12 protein-coding genes, 1 tRNA gene and 4 pseudogenes are annotated in these 18,200 nt (G+C 63.5%); 9 read left to right on the top strand and 8 right to left on the bottom strand.

Annotated features, from left to right (window positions below):
- Nucleotides 1-39: 39 nt before the first annotated feature.
- The 5 genes from QUE25_RS06510 to QUE25_RS06490 form a co-directional block, all read right to left on the bottom strand.
- A complete protein-coding gene (locus QUE25_RS06510) occupies nucleotides 40-240 on the bottom strand; it encodes a helix-turn-helix domain-containing protein (RefSeq protein ID WP_286268324.1) in 201 nt (66 codons plus the stop codon).
- A 785-nt stretch (nucleotides 241-1,025) separates the two neighbouring features.
- On the bottom strand, nucleotides 1,026-1,769 hold the full coding sequence (locus QUE25_RS06505) for a hypothetical protein (RefSeq protein WP_286268323.1): 744 nt from the start codon (nucleotides 1,767-1,769) through the stop codon (nucleotides 1,026-1,028).
- Between the two features lie 557 nt (nucleotides 1,770-2,326).
- Complete coding sequence (locus tag QUE25_RS06500; RefSeq protein WP_281652455.1) at nucleotides 2,327-4,225, bottom strand: DUF262 domain-containing protein; 1,899 nt, start codon at nucleotides 4,223-4,225, stop codon at nucleotides 2,327-2,329.
- An 18-nt stretch (nucleotides 4,226-4,243) separates the two neighbouring features.
- On the bottom strand, nucleotides 4,244-5,203 hold the full coding sequence (locus tag QUE25_RS06495) for a BsuBI/PstI family type II restriction endonuclease (protein WP_286268322.1): 960 nt from the start codon (nucleotides 5,201-5,203) through the stop codon (nucleotides 4,244-4,246).
- Nucleotides 5,200-6,675: an Eco57I restriction-modification methylase domain-containing protein gene (locus QUE25_RS06490; RefSeq protein WP_286268321.1), complete on the bottom strand. Its 1,476-nt coding sequence runs from the start codon at nucleotides 6,673-6,675 to the stop codon at nucleotides 5,200-5,202. The genes QUE25_RS06495 and QUE25_RS06490 overlap by 4 nt, the downstream gene beginning before the upstream one ends.
- Before the next feature lie 218 nt (nucleotides 6,676-6,893).
- Between QUE25_RS06490 and QUE25_RS06485 the strand changes: the two genes are divergently transcribed.
- Entirely contained in the window at nucleotides 6,894-7,499 is a 606-nt protein-coding gene (locus tag QUE25_RS06485; RefSeq protein WP_340312730.1) for a TetR/AcrR family transcriptional regulator, read from the top strand.
- 469 nt (nucleotides 7,500-7,968) lie between these two features.
- Nucleotides 7,969-9,048: pseudogene (locus QUE25_RS14810) on the top strand (recombinase family protein); the annotation flags it as partial.
- A gap of 12 nt (nucleotides 9,049-9,060) precedes the next feature.
- On the opposite strand, the gene QUE25_RS06480 reads toward QUE25_RS14810, so the two are convergent.
- Complete coding sequence (locus QUE25_RS06480) at nucleotides 9,061-9,354, bottom strand: hypothetical protein (RefSeq protein WP_281652451.1); 294 nt, start codon at nucleotides 9,352-9,354, stop codon at nucleotides 9,061-9,063.
- A 238-nt stretch (nucleotides 9,355-9,592) separates the two neighbouring features.
- Nucleotides 9,593-9,665, bottom strand: a tRNA-Ala gene (locus QUE25_RS06475).
- A gap of 107 nt (nucleotides 9,666-9,772) precedes the next feature.
- Between QUE25_RS06475 and QUE25_RS06470 the strand changes: the two genes are divergently transcribed.
- From QUE25_RS06470 to QUE25_RS06445, 6 genes and pseudogenes are all read left to right on the top strand, one after another.
- The gene (locus QUE25_RS06470) at nucleotides 9,773-10,207 is read left to right on the top strand and encodes a DUF5318 family protein (RefSeq protein ID WP_286268319.1); all 435 of its coding nucleotides are present in this window, start codon (nucleotides 9,773-9,775) and stop codon (nucleotides 10,205-10,207) included.
- On the top strand, nucleotides 10,200-12,440 hold the full coding sequence (locus QUE25_RS06465; RefSeq protein WP_286268318.1) for a transglycosylase domain-containing protein: 2,241 nt from the start codon (nucleotides 10,200-10,202) through the stop codon (nucleotides 12,438-12,440). Before QUE25_RS06470 ends, QUE25_RS06465 begins: the two co-directional genes overlap by 8 nt.
- A gap of 19 nt (nucleotides 12,441-12,459) precedes the next feature.
- The gene (locus QUE25_RS06460) at nucleotides 12,460-13,947 is read left to right on the top strand and encodes a glycosyltransferase family 87 protein (protein WP_286268317.1); all 1,488 of its coding nucleotides are present in this window, start codon (nucleotides 12,460-12,462) and stop codon (nucleotides 13,945-13,947) included.
- Nucleotides 13,944-15,041 carry a glycosyltransferase family protein gene (locus QUE25_RS06455; protein ID WP_286268316.1) on the top strand — a complete coding sequence of 366 codons (1,098 nt, stop codon included), beginning with the start codon at nucleotides 13,944-13,946 and terminating at the stop codon, nucleotides 15,039-15,041. Before QUE25_RS06460 ends, QUE25_RS06455 begins: the two co-directional genes overlap by 4 nt.
- 13 nt (nucleotides 15,042-15,054) lie before the next feature.
- Nucleotides 15,055-15,213, top strand: a pseudogene (locus QUE25_RS06450) (IS30 family transposase); the annotation flags it as partial.
- Between the two features lie 4 nt (nucleotides 15,214-15,217).
- Entirely contained in the window at nucleotides 15,218-15,613 is a 396-nt protein-coding gene (locus QUE25_RS06445; RefSeq protein WP_286268315.1) for an HAD hydrolase family protein, read from the top strand.
- Nucleotides 15,614-16,245: 632 nt separating this feature from the next.
- On the opposite strand, the pseudogene QUE25_RS06440 reads toward QUE25_RS06445, so the two are convergent.
- Nucleotides 16,246-16,524: pseudogene (locus QUE25_RS06440) on the bottom strand (IS1634 family transposase); the annotation flags it as partial.
- 148 nt (nucleotides 16,525-16,672) lie between these two features.
- Here QUE25_RS06440 and QUE25_RS06435 point away from each other — a divergent pair.
- A pseudogene (locus QUE25_RS06435) lies at nucleotides 16,673-18,057 on the top strand (IS1380 family transposase).
- Nucleotides 18,058-18,200: the final 143 nt, after the last annotated feature.

Below are 18,200 nucleotides of genomic sequence, written 5' to 3'. Positions count from 1 at the left end.
CGACAAAGTGTCAGCGGCGCCTGGAAGAGAGCGAAGCACTCACCCGGGCGGGGAGGGTTCGGAGTCGGCGGCAGCGTCACCTCGTCGCACCCAGTCGTCGATCTCGCTGGCTTGGAACTTCCAGAGGCGTCCGACCTTGTGGGCGGGCATGGCCTTCTCGGCGATCCACGTGTAGACGGTGTCTTTGGTGACCCCGAGGTGGGCGGCGATGTCGTCGGCAGACAGCCAAGGCTCAGCCACGTTGGTCCTCCTCGCTCAATGGCCCGGGCAGGCCAACACACACGATGTTACCGGCGGAGGTACGGCTTGAGTTGGGTTTCTCCGGGCGTGGCCGAACGAGATGGAGGCTCCGCTCGCGCTATCAAGTGTGAGACTTGCATCGGAGCCAGGTGGTCACTGCGTTCTGCCAGGGCCGGGGTTGGTATTTCACGGCGAGGGTGTGGGCGGCGTCGAAGACCTCCAACTCGACGAGGCCCGGGGGAGGTGAAGGCCAGTTCGGGTGTGGCCAGCGCGCCGTGGATGACGCCGGCGCGGTCGAGCAATGGCGTCCGGTTCGGGGCACACTTGACATGCTCGACGAAGCCGCTTGGCTTGCCTCAAGGAGGTGAACGATATCCAACTCATGGTCCGGTCACCGATGTTCGCACCTATACCACCGTCTCCGTTACCACCGTCTCCGTTGGCAAAGGGTTCGAGCCTTGTGACGACAGTGGACCTCCGTAGGTGCTTCTCAAACCGGAGTAGGCCGCTCGGAACGCTGATTTCCCGTGTTCTCCGAGGCTCGAAGCCCCGCGGGCGGCGTCCTGAGCAGGCTCGGAGGGTGGATCAGCGTGGTCCGGTCGTGGAGGAAACGCGTCAGTCTCAAACCCGTTTGAGCGCCTCGAATCGCCGTGAGCTGCTCGTCGCCTACACCGCTGGGGTGCCCGTGCACCGTAGTGACAACGCATACCGCATCTGGTCTCCGGAGCTGCGCGCAGCAAAGCTTCATCAGCGTTACCTGCAATGTTCGAAATAGGCTCTCCCGCCTACGGCAAGATCATTACCTCACGATCAGGTGCGTACGGTATGATTCGCTCGACACGCTCGTTGCGAATGTGGAGAATTTGTGAGGGTCGTTCAGCGCCAAAATTGAGAGGTGCCAATAAGAGGCACGTTCTGACGTACTCCGTCGACCGCTTCCGGTGGAAGGTCACCTCGTTTGCGAAGCCTTCAAGCCCTACGGCTGAACTCAGTGACTCAATGAGGTTGATGTCACCATCCACCCCGGTTCGGCTAACGCTCATCTGGAGAGGGGGCTCCGTCGCCGACTGCGGTGAAGATCGCCACTCCTCGGGAACTCCGAACGCCAGTAAAACGTCTCCATGCGTAAGGTGATTCCTTCTCTGGTTGATTGACTTGAACTCAGCCCGCAAGCGCTCTGCAATCGCCATGTCTTCGTTGCTATGCGCGAACAGTTCAGCACACAGTTCAAATACGCTAGTCACGGATCTTCCAGCTGTATCGGAGATCAGCGACTTGAGAACCCTGCGTTCGGCAACGAAAGGGCCTTCTCCACCGATCTTCAGATCGATTCGATGCCGCACGTAAAACCGAAGCCACCAAATCAGCCGGGAAAACTCGTAGTGAACCCTGCCAAGTGCCCGGTACTGCGCGTCACTCTCTGTTATTGCGATGTCGCTCGCCCCGGCAGATCGCAGCAATGCATGGTGCGGGAACACCGACTGCCCCGGCCGATACTCGCCGCTTCCCGCTTCCACATCGTCGTTCATCAATCAAGCTCCCATCGTCACCTTCTGCTCGAGATACAAGGCCGATCATTGAACGACACTTGGCGAGCGCCGCTTGAACCCGCTTCGAGAAGATCACCCTCTCCAGCGAAGACGATCTCCACGGTCAAGCCGGACCGCCATTCGACGTGTTCCTCAACCCCGAAGTTCATGCCCTTGCCCTCCGTCGCGAACAAGACTGAGCGGAAGGCAGGACTCAGACCGAGAACGTCGAGGGTTTGAACAGCGATCTTCTGGTGGGCGCAATGGAGCACTACGGGAACAGGCGACCACGGGTTGAGCGGCTAGTTTCCGCGTGGAATCTAGGCATTTGCGAGGATCCCGCCCCTGTCGGAGAGTCGGACGACCCGCTGATTGGCGCGGCGGCGGAACCAAGTAGACGACCTCGAACACGCCTCACGGACAGCGAAGTGGACGCTATGCGAACAGCCCGAGCGAGCGGCGTCAGCGTGAACGCGCTGGCGAGGCAGTTCGGCATCCACCGTGGCACGGTGTGGGCCAGGATTCGTGAGCATTAGCCGGTCGAGCGGGATGACTTCTCACAAGGCGTCGGAGCCGAGGTCCTCGATTTCAGTGGGATCCTCATCGAAGTCCCCATCGGCTTCCGGAGGTTCTGTGATGATTACAGGCTTTCCAATTGCCTTCTCGATCAGAGCCACAAGCTCATTACGGCGCTTTCGGAACGCCGACTCGAAGTCGTCGGTGCGCAGCAGAGCCGGGTCTACGAGGTGACTCCGCAGTCTGCTATTGACTTCCTCGGGCTCAGCACCGTCGCCTTCGATACGCGCGAGGTACTCGCTCGGTGCGACGCCTCCGATAATCCGATTGGTCCGGGCCGTAAGTGGGGTCTTGTTGATGATCGAGTCGTAGACCTGCTTCGAGATGCCCGTCTTCTTGCACCAGTCCTGCGGGAAGATGTGGTGGATGTCCACGTTCTCATCAAAGAAAATCGTGTGGCTGAATGTCTGTCCCGAACGAAAGTCCTCTGCCCCGCGGTTCATGAGCAGTGCGTTCACTCCCTTATAGGCGGCAGAGAGTCTCATGCGCATCGTATCCAGACGATCAGCTCGCACCGTTGCGTCGCGCACTGTCGAGGGCTCGGAGCCACCGCGCACCCAGTCCACAACCTCGATGAAGTCCTTCGCGATTCGCGTTTCTGTGGACGAGCCGTATAACTCACCGAAAACGCCATTCCAATACCACCGACGAATCTTCTCGATGGCTGCCGGTGAGTCGGCATCTCGGCCAAGCTCGGCGAGAATCGCAGCAAGTGGGACAACTTGGCTCTGGTAGGGCAAGTCCTTCACTCGGTAGATGTCGAGCTGGATCAGGAACTTGGCGGCTGAGAGGAAGCCCTCTTCGACGCGGTGCTGGTACTGCTTATACGCGTCCAACGGGAGATTGAGCAGGACCTGCCTGGTCGCGGAGACTTGAGGGAGCTCTCTGCCCGTCTTGCCCTCTCCCTTCGCGGATTCACGCAAGTCTCGTGTGTGAAACAACGAGATCGCTTGCAGGAAGTCGGTGTTCCCGACCCCGGAGAGCACGCCCTCCGCCGCTGACGGCAGCCGCATTGCTGCGCGCAGTCTGCCATGCCGCCCTTCGCCCTCTTCTGTGCCAAACCAGTCTTTTCGCAACTCATAGCCGTCGGCTGCATACATAGCGGTGATGAGTTCGAATGCATCGAGCGCCTTACCGCCGGTATTCACCTTCTCGAAAACGACGCAGACCGCTTCTTTACTTGTAGACGCCGAAAGTTCAATCTGCGGCACGAGGTACGCCGTGAAGTTCTTGATGACCCTTTCATGGAACTCGTTCAGTCGCTGGAACCGAGCTTGGAAGTCCGCAGTGCCGCTGTATTGCATTACGAACGCCGTTTGCCAGTCGGCGTAATCGAGGACCGAGGTCAGTGGGAACATCATGTTTTCGAACTCCAACTCACGCGTGGAGAGATCGAGTTCGACTACCCGCCCGAACTCTGCCGTCACCCGTCGGCTTTCGGGAAGGATGACAACGGCCTCATCACGATCCCCGGCTTCGTCCAGGCATTTCTCAATGTCGAGATAGAACCACCTTCTTACCCGCTGGCGCCTCGGAGTCAAGGTCGCCACGACCTGCTTGCGGACCAGCACTTGGTACAGCGATGTGAGACGTTGCTGACCGTCAAGCAAGAGGGAGTCGGGCGTCTCATCAGCCGCAGCCGCGGGTGCTCCCTCCAACGGCCGTGGCTTGAAGTCCACTGCACCGCCTGTACGCAGGGTCATGACGGCACCAACTGGAAACCCCCGAGAAATGGAAGCAATCAGGCCCCGGATACGCTCTTCGTCCCACACCCAGCTGCGCTGAAAGTCAGGCAGCTGAAGTCGCCCCTCTTTCGCATTCTCAAGGAGGGTCTGTAGTCGGACAGAGCTGGCGGTGAAACTGGTATCGGGGTTGGTCACTGTTTCCTCGTTCGATGCTCAGGCGTAAGGCCCAAGGAAGCGTTCGCCGTTGTAGTGGATCATGTGGGTCGGGTGGTCGGCGCACCAGACTTCGGACTCCCACGCGACCTTGTCGACGTACTTGCGCAACTCCGCCCGGTCAGGGAAGCACGACACGTAGACGAGACCTGCCGTTGACTCGGCGAACAGGTCGGCGAGTTCGGCATGTCGTTTGGAGTCGACGGGGCCGTGGGAGCTTGCTGCTTCCAAGAGCACCAACCAGTTGCGGTCTGGAATGTAGATGACGAGGTCCGGCATCTTGCCGTGCTCGTTGACTTTCACGTTGAGCGCCGCCAGGGCTTCGCGTTCGAAAAGTGCCCACTTGTCGCCCGCATCACCGATGTAGAACACCTGACCGCCTGGGGTGAAGCGGGGGCAGAAGTCCTCGACCATCGCCTTGAGAAGTACGTTCTGCCCGCCGGGCGTCAAGGTGAAGGTCGAGCCATCCGGAAGCGTGAGCGGGATGCGATCCATCTCGCGCGCAGCCGCGTAGCGGGCCTTGAGCCCCGGCAGCTCCGCGAGGTACCGATCGACGGCCAACTGCCAGTAGTCGGTACCGTATGCGCGCAGGACTTCCAACGCCTCGGCCGTGACCTGGTAGTTCCACTTCGGAGAATTGACCGGGCGTTGCGGCTCATCGGGGTTCTGCACTACGAGCTGGACCTCCACGAACTGATGGAGCGTGAACCGACGGACAGTCTCACGAGTGTTCGGCGCGTAGTCTTTGCCGTACTCGTCACGGATGAAGTTCATGATCGCCCGCGTGCCGAGCATCGGGTTGGCGGCCTCTGCCCCAGACTCGGATGGTGCGAGGCGCAGAAGCGCCAGGAGCACAAGCGCCGATCTTTCATTGCTGCGCTCCGCGTCCATGCCGAGCGTTTCGAGGACTATCCGCGCATCTTCCACTCGCTCATAGGCGGTCTCGCTCAACTCGCTCACGCGGCGATCAACTCCATGACCAAGAAGTCCACTTCGACCTGGGACGCGGCACCGTTGCAGCCCAGTTCGCGCAGTGCGGCCGCTGTGGGGAACCGCAAGGATCGTAGGTCGGTGGCGTTGACCTGGGTGTGCCCGGAGAAGGTTCGGAAGAACTTGTCGATGACGGAGGAGTTGAGCCACACGGCGATTCCCTTGGCGAGGTCTTCGTCCAAGCCGTGGCCTCCGATATGGAAGACGTTGAGGTGGTTCTCGAACGCTACCTCGCCGGGGTTGTCCGCGGGCGACCAGACCGAAGCAACGATCCGACGGCGCTCTTCCTTCGCGCTGAAACGCTTGACGACCGCGTACCAGCCCTCTGGCAGGAGCATGCCGCGGTCCTTGTCATCACTGGGTCGGAACCACTGGGGCTTACGAATCTCTCGTGGCCAGAGCACGCTGCCGTCCCGGAGATTGCCGGGATAGACCAATGGCACGGCGTCCGGCTGTTCGACGGCGCTCAGAGCATGACGCGACCGGAAGTCCACCACCCGACCAGTGGAGACTTGAACACCAAGATCGGTCAGCGAGCACGGCTGGGAGAGCACCACGTCGGCGACAGCCGTGTCGTCGGCATTGGTCGCCAGCCGGATGAATCGGTGGGGGTCGTTGGGGAAGACGACCTCTTCGTAGGCAACGGCACGGGACGAGATGTCATCGGTATGGCTGCGGCTGACCGAAATTTCGACGACCCCAGGCGTCGCACCTCGTGTTCCGGCGAAGACCACGTTTTCCTGGAGGACCCCGGTATCTGCGAAGACTGTCGAGCGGGAATCGAAGACGTGCACTCGGTCGAGCGCGATTGAGTCGAGCAAGTGGGCACGGAATGCGCCGAAGTATGGGCCGTTGAAGAAGGAGCGGGGGGTGATCGCGACGACCTGCCCGCCTGCCCTGAGTGCCGCGACGGACAGAGAAAGGAACGCCGCATACAGGTTGGGCGCATCGACTCCGGCAGCACGCATGGCCGTGCGATGTGCGCTGGACACCGCCAGCTTCCCGTATGGAGGGTTCTCGATCACGAGATCGAACTGGCCATCAAGGCTGAGTGACGCACCCAAGCCGACGGAGTCGAGAATGAAGTCCGCTTCGACAGCCTCGGCGTGGACTCGGCCACCGCCAGCGTGCTCGCACGCAGAGAGCGTGGCCCGAAGACTCGGCAACACAGCGGGGTCGCGCTCAACCGCAACGATCTCAATCGACAGGCCCGGTCGCTCCGATAGCGCGCGGCTGACGAGTGCTGCGGCAAGCACGCCTGAGCCCGCGCCAGGGTCAAGCACACGCAGAGTTCCCGCCTCGGGTAAGCGGGGCATCGAAGCGATGAGCTGAGCCGCAGCTGCAGGCGTGAAGAACTGACCAAGCTCGCTCTGCGTGCGCGCATCGAGCCCACCGAGGGCGGCAACTCGCTCGACCTCGGCGACATCCAGGAGGTCCGCCATCAGCACCATCCCATCGTATCTGGGCCCACTGACACGCCGCCGGGAACACGCAGACCGCGAGCAGAGTACCGCTCCTCCCCGGTCGTCACGCTCGTCAGTTTCGCTTGTTGCTACTGACCTCGTTCGAGTGATCACGCGTCTTGCAGATCAAGGTCCGTACTAGTCTGTACGAAATTGCTGATGCGACTGGCGGGGCCGTCGAGTGAGGAGTGGCTGGGATGATGGAGAGGCGGCGTGGGCCGGGTCGTCCGGCGTATGACTCGAAGCAGAAGCTTGTCGCTGCTGCATGCTCTCTGCTCGCAGAGCGGGGGTTCGAGGCGACGAGTCCGCAGATGTTCCAGCAGCGCTCCGGGGTCGGCCACGGGAGCATGTATCACCACTTCCCTGGCAAGGGGAAGGAAGGGCTCGCACTGGACGCGATTAGTCACATGCGGGCCAGCACTCTCGCGTTCCTCGACGGCAGCCCCACACCCAACGGCTCCGAGGTTGAAGAAGTACGGGCCAGCATCGTGGCGGCCCTGGATCGGCTGTTCGCTCGCCTGGAGGGCCAGGCTCTGGCCAGGCTCCTCGCCGACGCGGTCGCTGGAGCGATCCCGTCACTGGCCACCGCGACCCAGGATTGGTGCGATGACATCCGTGCTGTCATCGTCCTGCGACTGCGCGCCGACGAGCCGGGCACGGACCTTGACATCGCGGACGCGGCAGCACGGTTCCTGGCGCCAGAGTTCGACGCTCTCGCGGAGGAACTGTTCACGGCGGCTCTCGGGCGCGGCCTGCTACACCTGCCGAAGTTCGCTCTGCCCGAGGTCGCCGAAGAGCGGTAGTCTGGCCTCAATCACAATTCCATACGGACTAGTCCGGTCCTTGATCTGCAAGAAGCGTGTCATCTCGAACAGGGTCTGTCTGGCGGGCAGTAATTCGGTTCGGTCGTCCGCGTTTTGGGAGGTGCTGCGCACCTACCTGCCATGAGGACAGACGATCGGCATCTGCGGCTGAGGTCGACGCGACGAGACACGCCTGACCTGGGCAAGCTCATCGAGTGGGTGCTCGGGATCGCGGAGGCACGGCATCGCGCCTGGGTCAACGGCGAGCCAGACCCCTACGGCCTGGGCCTGCCGGACGGCATCGGACCTGAAGCATCGGGACGCCTTGGCGGTTCCGGGAAAATTCCGGGACCGTCAGCCCCCGAAGGCGACCGCTCCGCACGGCATCACGGTGGTGGACATCCTCCACCACCGTCGCCCGGTACGACCCCAACCTGTTGACGATCCTTTCGAGGCGAAGGAGGCCACCATGAGCACCACAGTCACCACCGACACCGCCGTCGAGGCCGATGTCCCGGTGCTGCTTGCGGTGTCCTACCTCCGTGTCTCGACGCGGGAGCAGGCCGAACGCGGTGGAACTGAGGAAGGTTTCTCGATCCCCGCGCAACGTGAGGCCAACGCGAGGAAGGCCGTCGAGCTGGAAGCGCGGGTCGTACGCGAGTTCGTGGACGCGGGCGAGTCGGCCAGGTCGGCAGACCGTTCAGGGCTGCAAGACATGCTTGCGTTCATCGCGGCAACAAGGGTGGAGTTCTGCATCGTGCACAAGCTCGACCGGCTCGCCCGCAACCGCGCTGATGACGTGAGGATTCACGAAGCCCTTCTCGCCGCAGGCGTCACCTTGGTATCGGCGACGGAGTCGATCGACCAAACCCCATCGGGGATGCTGGTCCACGGAATCATGTCGTCCATCGCGGAGTTCTACAGCCGCAACCTCGCCACCGAAGTCACCAAAGGCCTCACCCAGAAGCTCGCGCAGGGCGGAACCCCGATGCGCGCCCCGGTCGGCTACCTCAACGTCCGTCGCACCGACGAGCACGGCCGCGAGGTTCGAACGGTCGAGGTCGATCCCGAGCGCGCACCGTTGATCCGGTGGGCGTTCGAGACCTACGCCTGGGGCGAGACCTCGGTCACCGGGCTGTTGCGTGAACTCACCGCCCGGGGATTGACGACGGTGCCGTCGCCGAAACGGCCATCGAAGCCGCTGGGGAAGAACACCCTCTACAAGCTACTCACGAACCCGTACTACGCCGGAGTGATCCGCTACAAGGGAGCGCTGCATCCCGGCGCGCACAAGCCACTGGTGGAGCCCGCGCTGTTTGACCAGGTGCAATCGCTGCTGAAGGCGCGCAACGCCAGGATGACGCGACACGTCACCCACGCCCACCACCTGAAAGGCCTGCTGCACTGCGGATCGTGCGGGTCGCGGATGCTGCTGGACTTCGCGACCAACCCGCGCGGCACGACCTACGCCTACTTCGTCTGCTCGGGTCGAGCCGCGAAGAAGACGAGTTGCACTCGGCGCGCGGTTCCCGTGCAGGTTGCGGAACGGCTGGTCGAGGACTCATACGCCTCGATCACGATCAGCGAAGACGACTATCGGCACCTCGCCGCCGAGGTCGACGCTGCCTTCGACAAGCGCAGTGTCGGGCGGGATCAGGAGTTCGCCGACCTCACCGCGAACCGGGCACGTCTGGAGGCCGAGAGCGACAAGCTGCTGGGCGCGCACTTCGCCGACGCCATCGACCTCCCGACGCTCAAGCGGCACCAAGACCGCATCCGGACCGGCCTGGCCGACATCGAGCAGCGCCTCGCCCAGCAGGACGAACAACACACCGGTGGGCGCGCGTTCCTCCACGACAGCCTGAGGCTGCTGACCGACGCGCACCGGGCCTACGCGCGCTCTGACGACGGCAGCAGGAGGCTCGCGAACCAAGCGTTTTACACGCGGCTGGAGATCACCGAAGACGAGCAGCTACGTCCACGCCTCGCAGAGCCATTCGCAACGATCGTCCGCGAGGCGACCAGAGGCAAGGAAGCCGAACGGGAACACTCCACATCTTCCGATGTCGCGTGTTCCCGTAAGACACATTGGGTGGAGCATAGGGGGCTCGAACCCCTGACCTACGGCTTGCAAAGCCGTCGCTCTACCAGCTGAGCTAATGCCCCGACACCTGCGTGAACCCACGCGGGCTCGCTCATCCTACTAGCCGCTGCCGCCCGGCATCAACACGGCCGAACCGGCCTGGTTGACTTACCGGTTTAGGCTTGTGCGCATGGCTTCGCAGCGCTTCCGCACCCAGCGTGAGCAGGTGAGCCATGCCCTGCAACGGCGGGCGACCCTCGAAGCGATGCGTCATCCACAAGCCCTGCTGGCTGGCCTCGACCCGTGTGACGCGGACCCCCTCCTCGTCCGATCGGCGCTGCATCATGGCTCGTTGGCGGGACGCGACTGCCCGGTTTGCGTCTCCGACCGGCTGACGCTGCTCAACTACGTTTTCGGCGATCAACTCGGGCAGTTCTCGGGCCGCATCAAGTCGGACGAGGAGCTCGCGCAGATGCAGGACGAATTCGGTGAGTTCAAGGTGCGTGTCGTGGAGATTTGCCCTGATTGCGGCTGGAACCATCTAATAGAGACGTTCGTGTTGGGCGACGGCCAGCGTCGCCGTCCGCCTCGCAGACAGCAGACAGTTGAGGACATCTATGGCTGAGAAGGCAAAAAGCCCGAAGCGTGCGGCAAAGCCGGGTAAATCCGGCAACTCCGCGAAGAAGGACAAGGGCGGACCGCTTGGCCGTGTGGCCAAGATTGCGGGCATCGTCGTACTGGCGTTGCTCCTGATCGCCGCCGTCATCGGCATTGTCTTCTACGAGAGGACTGAGCTGCCCGATCCCAACGCCGACTTCACCACTCAGACGACCCGGCTCTACTTCCGGGATGGCACCTCTGAGCTCGGCTCGCTGGCCATCCAGAACCGCACGAACATCTCCTACGACGACATGCCGCAGTCGATCAAGGATGCAGTGGTTGCTGCCGAGGATCGCACCTTCTGGACGAACCAGGGCGTCGACCTCAAGGGCATGGGTCGCGCATTCTGGGGCATCCTGACCAATCGTGAGATCAGCGGCGGCGGCTCGACGATCACTCAGCAGTACATCAAGATCCGGTATCTCACCAGCGACCAGACCTTCTCGCGCAAGTTCACCGAACTGGCGTTGGCCATCAAGATGGACAACACCGCGTCGAAGGAAGAGGTGCTCGAGGGCTACCTCAACACCATCTACTTCGGACGCGGCGCGTACGGCATCGAAGCGGCAGCTCAGGCCTACTTCAACGTGAGCGCCGCAGACCTGACGATCGACCAGTCCGCAGCGCTGGCCGCGATGGTCAACACGCCGTCCACGCTCGATCCCGCCAGCGGCGACAACGCCAGGCAGGCGCTGCTACAGCGGTACAACTACGTGATCGACGGCATGCTCGACCCGATAGGATCCATCACCCAGGAACAACACGACCAGTACTACAACCAGCTTCCCGAGTTCCCGGACATCCCGGTGAGCGATGTCTACGGCGGCCCGAATGGGTTCCTGATCGAGATGGCCACCAGCGAGCTCGAGGCCCAGGGCTTCACCCCGGAGCAGATCAACGGCGGTGGCCTGACGATCATCACCACAGTGGACGCCCGGATGCAGCAGGCTGCCATCGACGCCGCCGAGTCCACCGTGCAAAGGGCTGTTGACAACGCCTACTACATCACCGACGACGAAGGCAACCGGGTCAAGCCGTCCGCTGACGATCTGCACGTCGGCCTGGCTTCGATCGATGTCGGCACCGGCGGGATTCTGGCTTTGTACGGCGGTTCCGACTTCGTCTCGAACTCGCGCAACTGGGCGACCACACCGCGCTACGCCGCGTCCACTTTCAAGGTCTGGGGCGCTGTCGCGGGTCTGCGCAACGGCTTCGGGCTGAGTTCGACGCTGCGCGGGTCCACCTACACCCCGGAGGGCGACACCGAACCCGTCCAGAATGACTCCGCCTACAACTACGGCACGGTCACACTGCAGAAGGCGATCCAGGACTCGATCAATACCTCGTTCGTTGACCTGATCGCACGCATCCCGAACGGCACCGAAGAACTCATCCGAGCCGCCAATGATGCGGGCATCCCTGAGGACGACAGCTGGGCACCCCAGGTGAACCGCATGGTGCTGGGCGAGGGCGAGGTCACCGCACTGGACAACGCGACCGGCTACGCCACACTGGCCGGCAACGGAGTGCGCAACGAAACCCACATCGTTGCCGAGGTGCGCGACGCGTCCGGAAACGTGGTCTACAGCGGCAATTCCGAGGGCGTGCAAGCGATCGAGACACCGGTCGCCCAAGACCTCAGCTATGCGCTGTCGGGCGCGGTGGCCGGCTCGACGGTCAGTGCGGTCGACGGACGCGATGTGGCGGGCAAGACCGGAACCGAGGGGATCGCGGTGGGCCAAGACGGCGCCACCAAGCAGATCACCCGTTCGGCCTGGCTGTGCGGCTACACCAAGCAGATCGCCACAGCAGTGGTGATGGTGGCCGGTGACGACGGAAACCAGAACCTGGACGTCTACGCACGTCCGGGCAGCGGCGCGTTCTACGGCGCCGGCTACCCGACCGATGTGTGGAATTCGTACATGGCAGTGGCCACCGATGGCCTGCCGTTCGTCGACTTCGATCCGCCGGCCAATATCCAGCCGACGGTGCGTAACACGTTGCCGGTGACCAGCGCCACCTCAGCAGCCCCGCAGCCGACTGAGACGACCGAGCCCGAGGAGACATCGGCCCCGGAGACCACGCGTCCTGTCGAGACCACCGAGGAGCCCGAACCGACTGGTCCGGAGACCACGGCTCCCGAGACGACCGAGGCCCCGGAGCCGGAGGAACCGACCAGGACCGGGCGTTCTGGCTGACGTGCGAGACAATGGCCGGGTGAGCGAACCGGTCGATTTCACCTACCGTGTGGGCGGGCCCCTGGGGTCACGGGCCCGCAGGGTCGGCTTGTGGTTCAACCCGGCTTTCTTTGCGTTCACCGCGGCGACGCTGACCTGGTTGATCTTGGTCTGGCGTCAGGTGCCGTGTCGTCCGCTACTCGGTGATGCGTTCCCGAATCCCTTCCTACGGATGTGTTACAGCGACATCCCGATTCTCTATCTGAATCGCGATCTGAGTATTGGGTCAGGGATATACACCGATATAGCGCTCGAGTATCCGGTGCTGACTGGCGGCTTTCTCGCTGTGACCAGGGCGATTACCGGCCTGCTCGGGGCGGTTATCTCGCCGGAGGCGACCTTCGACGAGCAGCTGGCGGCCTCCCAGCTGTTCTTTCAAGTGAATGCGATCGCGCTGTTCGTCTGCTTCGTGGTCACCGTCTGGGCGCATCTGAAGATGGGCCGCGACTCACCCCGGGTCGGTTACGCCGGCCCGGTGCGAGTCTGGGACGCGCTGCTCATCGCTGCATCGCCGATCGTCGCACTGAACGGCCTGATCAACTGGGACATGTTCGCGGTCATGCTGACGTCGATCGGCCTGCTGATCTGGAGCCGCAAGTACCCCTTCATCGCCGGCGGCGTGCTCGGCCTGGCGTTCGCGGCCAAGTTCTATCCCGTGCTGGTCTTGGTCGCGATCACCCTGATCTGCGTGCGATCGGGCCACTACCGGGCGCTGGCGCGCGCCTGGATCGGCGCCGTAGTCGCCTGGCTGGCGGTGAACGTGCCGGTGATGATCTTCGCCTGGCAGGGCTGGAGCAAGTTCTGGACGCTGAATGCGGACCGCGGCGCCGATCTCGGCTCCATCTGGTACGTGCTCACGCTGGCCGGTCTCAAGCTTCCCGCGGTCTCGGCCATCGCGTTCGTCTGCATGGCGATCAGCGGCGCCGCGGTCTGCTGGCTGGTGCTCAGCGCACCCCGCCGGCCACGGCTGGCACAGGTCATCTTGCTGGTGATGCTGTGCTTCTTGATCTTCAACAAGGTCTACTCACCGCAGTATGCGCTCTGGTTGCTCCCGATCGTCGTGCTGGCCCGCCCCAAAGTCTTCGATGTGGCGATCTGGACGCTGGGTGAGGCGATCTACTACGCCGCGATCTGGGGATTCCTTGAGGGCGCGATCGGACTGGGCAGCCAGTGGGAATGGATGTACTGGATCGCGGTGATCATCCGGGTCGGCATCCAGCTGTGGTTCGCGATGCGGGTGATCGAGGACATCAGGTCTCCGTGGAACGACCCGGTGCGATTGCCGATGGTGGACGATCCGCTCGGCGGGGTGGTCAATCACGCCCCGGATGCGGCCTGGCTGGTGGCGATGCAGGATCGGGCCCGGAGGGCCGCCGAGGCCAGGCGGATGGCCGAGGACGACGAACTCGATCCCGTCGACGATTCTGCGAACGACACCGCTGCTGAGACTGCGGCGATCGTCCGGTGACGCGAACCCATCGCCGGGGTGCGCGCCTGGTCATCATCACCTGGCTGGCTACCCGGGCCATGCTCCTGGGCGTGGCGGCCTACATCATGACCAGCACCGGCGCCTCGCTCGACCAGGTGTTGACCCGCTGGGACGTCGAGCACTACCTGACCATCGCGATCAATGGCTACCGTGACCCGCTCGATGTTGCCTTCTTTCCCGGTCTGCCGCTGCTGATGGCGGGTTTCGGGGCGCTCGGGTTACCCATGGTGATCTCGACCGCGATTGCGGCGCAGGCCGCGTCCGGGCTTGCCGCCTGGGCATTGCACCGCATCGGCGGGGTGTGGATGGCCTGCCTGTGGCTGTTGGCCCCGATGACGGTCTTCACCGCCGTGCCCTATACCGAACCGTTCTTCTGTGCCGCAGCCTTCTGGGCCTGGGAACGTGGCCTCAAAGCCCGCTGGGGACAGGTCGCCGCACTGGCCTCGATTGCTTGCGCGCTGAGGATCTCGGGACTATTCCTCATCGCTGCGCTGGGCATCATGGTGGTGACCCAGGGCTCCAGACCGTTCGTGAAGAAGCTACGGGACTGCGCCTGGCTGCTGGTGCCGGCCGCTGTGCTGGGCGCCTATGCGCTCTTCTTGCATCAGCACACCGGCTCGTGGTCGGCCTGGTATTCGGCTCAGGGGCAGGGCTGGCAGCGTAACCTGTCGTGGCCTTGGGACGCGCTGAAGGCGACCTGGCCATTGACTGCTGAGTCGCACTGGCCCGATCGTCCCGAGGTGCCGGTGATGTTCCGCTTCGAAATCGTGTCGGTGGCGCTCGGCTATGTGGCCGCGCTGTGGTGCCTGACGAAGCGCCGCTGGGCCGAGTTCACCTGGGTGGCGGTCAATGTGATCGTGCTCAGCAGTTCCGGGTGGTTCATGTCGGTCAACCGAGCGGTGCTGCTGTGGTTCCCGCTGTTCGGACTGCTCGCACTGGCACTGAGCTGGCGTCCGAAGTCATCCGGGGCGCGGTCGGTCTGGAACGTGCTGCGCCTGTTGCTGCTGGTCGCTGATCTGGCGCTGATCTGCTGGTGGGCTTACTTGTTCGGCACCGGCGCCTGGGCGTCCTGAGGTGCGTTGTGAAGGTGCCGCGTTGGCCGGCTATGGGGCGGTCACGATGACCAACGCTCTGACGGCGACGATGGGGTCGTTGCCCGCCGAGTTGGCCCGGTCGCTGACCTGGGACCGTGGAAGACAGATGTCGGCGCACGCCAAGTTCACAGCCGTCACCGGCATCCCGGTGTTACATGATCTTCGACGGCGAACTGCGTCGGGATGATGTGGCGAAGATCAGCTTCGTGCTGAACCCGGACCATTTCGAGGCGGCGGTCCAGGCTTTCGGCGATCGGCTAAAGGTGACCACCTGGTCGGCCTCCGGAAATCGGCCGGAGTTCGGCGAATTCGCGGTCTCCGGGGTCGATAAGGTGCATGCGGTTCGGGACCTTCTGGCGACGTTGCCGGAAGTCGAGCGCACCTACGCATTCGGTGACGCAGCAAGTGACCGGGCGATGATCGAGTTCTGCGATGTAGGCGTCGCGATGGGCAACGCGCCCGAGGAACTCAAGGCCATCGCAGACCACGTCGCTCCTTCGGTGACCGAGGACGGGCTCGCCGAGGCTTTCAAGTGCCTCGGGCTGACCTGATTCCTGCCTCGCTCCAGCCCGAGGAGCCCTTTCTCGACCGCCCACCGGAGCAGACCAATGCCTATCTGGGAACTGGCACCGTTCCTCCGCGCCATCTGGCGTCGACTGTCTGGCGTCCAGCACGGTCTGTCATACGCTGCCCTGCTCGGTACGCAGCGCCAGGTCAAGGCCGAGATACCCGGAGGCGTACAGGACTGCTGTCTACGGATGACGAAACACTGCTGACAGACTGCCGGGCTTCGGCACTTCTGCAAATGTGGGCGACGCTAGAAGTACCTCGACAACGCGCCAGCCACCGCCCACCACGGCCGCGCTGGAGCGTGGTCACGGTGTCGACGGCGGGGTCCAGGCCTGTGACACGCACGGTCTCGGTCAGCATCACCCCGCCCGCATGACCAACCGCCGGCACATCGGCACTGTCAACACGGACACGTGGATACAAGCCGGTATTGTTCACCTTGAAGGTGCTCCTCGAACTGGCCGAATATGAACTCTAGACAAGTCCTATTCTCCCAGGTCAGGAGCACTTTCCACGCCTACGCCATACCCGCCCCAGCCCTCAACGATGAAAGCCCGAGGTTAGTGCCTCAGAATTCCTAGATCGCTGAGGACTTCTCGGACGTCTTCGGGGCCCACGAGGCCCGGATAGCATCCATCAGAAGTTTCGACCACATTCCGGCGCTCACCGCGACCGCTGCTACCGGCGCACCGTGGGGATCGATACCCGACTCGAAGGCGGACTGGCCGGCATGGAGCCTGTCTTGGCCGGCCCGCATCAACGCCGCCAGTTCAGCATCGGTATGGACCGACCCCAGATGCTCCACGATCACCCGACGGCCGTGCCTCTTTTCCACGATCTGCACTGCAGTCGTACCCGACCGGGTCTTCATCTTTGGCAGATACGGGCCCACAGCCCTGACTCTAGCCGCCCGTTAGCCTCGAGATTTCGTCGTTGGGGGTTTGAGGGCTGGTTGCGGGATTAGGTGAAGATGCTCCTGGCTTGGGAGAATAGGGCTTGTCAAGAGTCGCTGTTCTGCAAGATCAAGGAGCACCTTCAAGGTGAAGTCTATCGGGTTGTATCCCTGTGTTCGGATTGATACCGCATCAGTGCCGGCGGCCGGTCAGGCCGGCGCGGTGTTGCTGGCTGAAACGATCCGGGTGACGGGTTTGGACCGGGAACTGTCGGCGGCATTGTCGCCGTGGCGTAAACCGTTGTCACACCATGATCCGGGCAAGATCATCACTGATCTGGCGATCAGTTTAGCGGTCGGTGGGGACTGCCTTTCCGATCTCGCGGTGATCCGGGCCGAGCCCGGGCTGTTCGGGCCGGTCGCCTCGGATGCGACGGTATCGCGGCTGATCACAGTGCTGGGTGCCGATCCCGACACGGTGGTGAAAGCGATCGCCATGGCGCGGAAGACCACCCGGCTGCGTGGGGACTGGCTGGAGACAACGCCCCGACTGCGGGTATCAACCCCGCTCATCCGTTGATCATCGACCTGGACGCCACGCTGGTCACCGCGCACTCGGACAAGGAACACGCCGCGCCGACGTTCAAGAAAGGCTACGGGTTCCACCCGTTATGCGCATTCGCCGACCACGGCAGCAGCGGCACCGGCGAGCCGTTGGTGATCATGCTGCGGCCCGGTAACGCGGGATCGAACACCGCCAGCGATCACCAGCAGGTGATCGCTGCCGCACTGGACCAGGCCGGCCTCGGCCCGCGCCCGGGCCGCAAAGTCCTGATCCGTATCGACGGGGCCGGCGCCACCCATCAGACGGTAGAAACGTTGGTACGCCGCCGCGTGTCGTACTCGGTCGGGTTCACCCTCCCGATGGACACCGCCAGCCTCTACCAGCTGATCCCCGACCACGTATGGACACCGGCCTACGACAGTGCGGGCGGTATCCGCGCCGGCGCGGACGTGGCCGAGTTCACCGGCATCATGGATCTGTCGGGTTGGCCTGCCGGGATGCGGGTCATCGTGCGCCGTGAGCGCCCCCACCCCGGAGCCCAACTCCGATTCGATGACGTCGACGGCTACCGGCTGACCGCGTTCGCCACCAACACCAGCCACGGTCAACTCGCCGATCTGGAACTACGCCACCGCCGCAGAGCCCGCTGCGAAGACCGCATCCGCAACGCGAAAGACACCGGCCTGACCAACCTGCCCCTGCACGGGTTCGGACAAAACCGGATCTGGTGTCAACTCGTCGCGATTGCCGCCGAACTCCTCGCCTGGACCGGACTCCTCGCACTACCCGACCACCAAGCCCGCCGATGGGAACCCAAACGCCTACGACTACGCCTCTTCCAAACCCCAGCAGTCCTCGCCCGACACGCCCGCCACACAGTCCTTCACATCTCAGCCCGACACGCATGGGCCTCGGTGATCATCTCAGCGGCCACAGCGCTCCGTGCACTGCCCGCCCCAGCCGGCTGACCCGCCACAACCAGCCCTTGACCACCCACCACCCAGAAACCCCCGGTCTGGACAGCCCGCCCACCGCGAACGACACGCGGCGATCCATCACACCCACATGCCACAATCAACAACAGACCAGCGGACAACCCACGGTCCGACCA

Source organism: Brooklawnia propionicigenes (assembly GCF_030297015.1).
In the GTDB taxonomy this organism is placed as follows: Bacteria; Actinomycetota; Actinomycetes; order Propionibacteriales; family Propionibacteriaceae; genus Brooklawnia; species Brooklawnia propionicigenes.
Note: the sequence above shows the minus strand (reverse complement) of the source record. Positions and strands in the feature narration are given on the sequence as shown.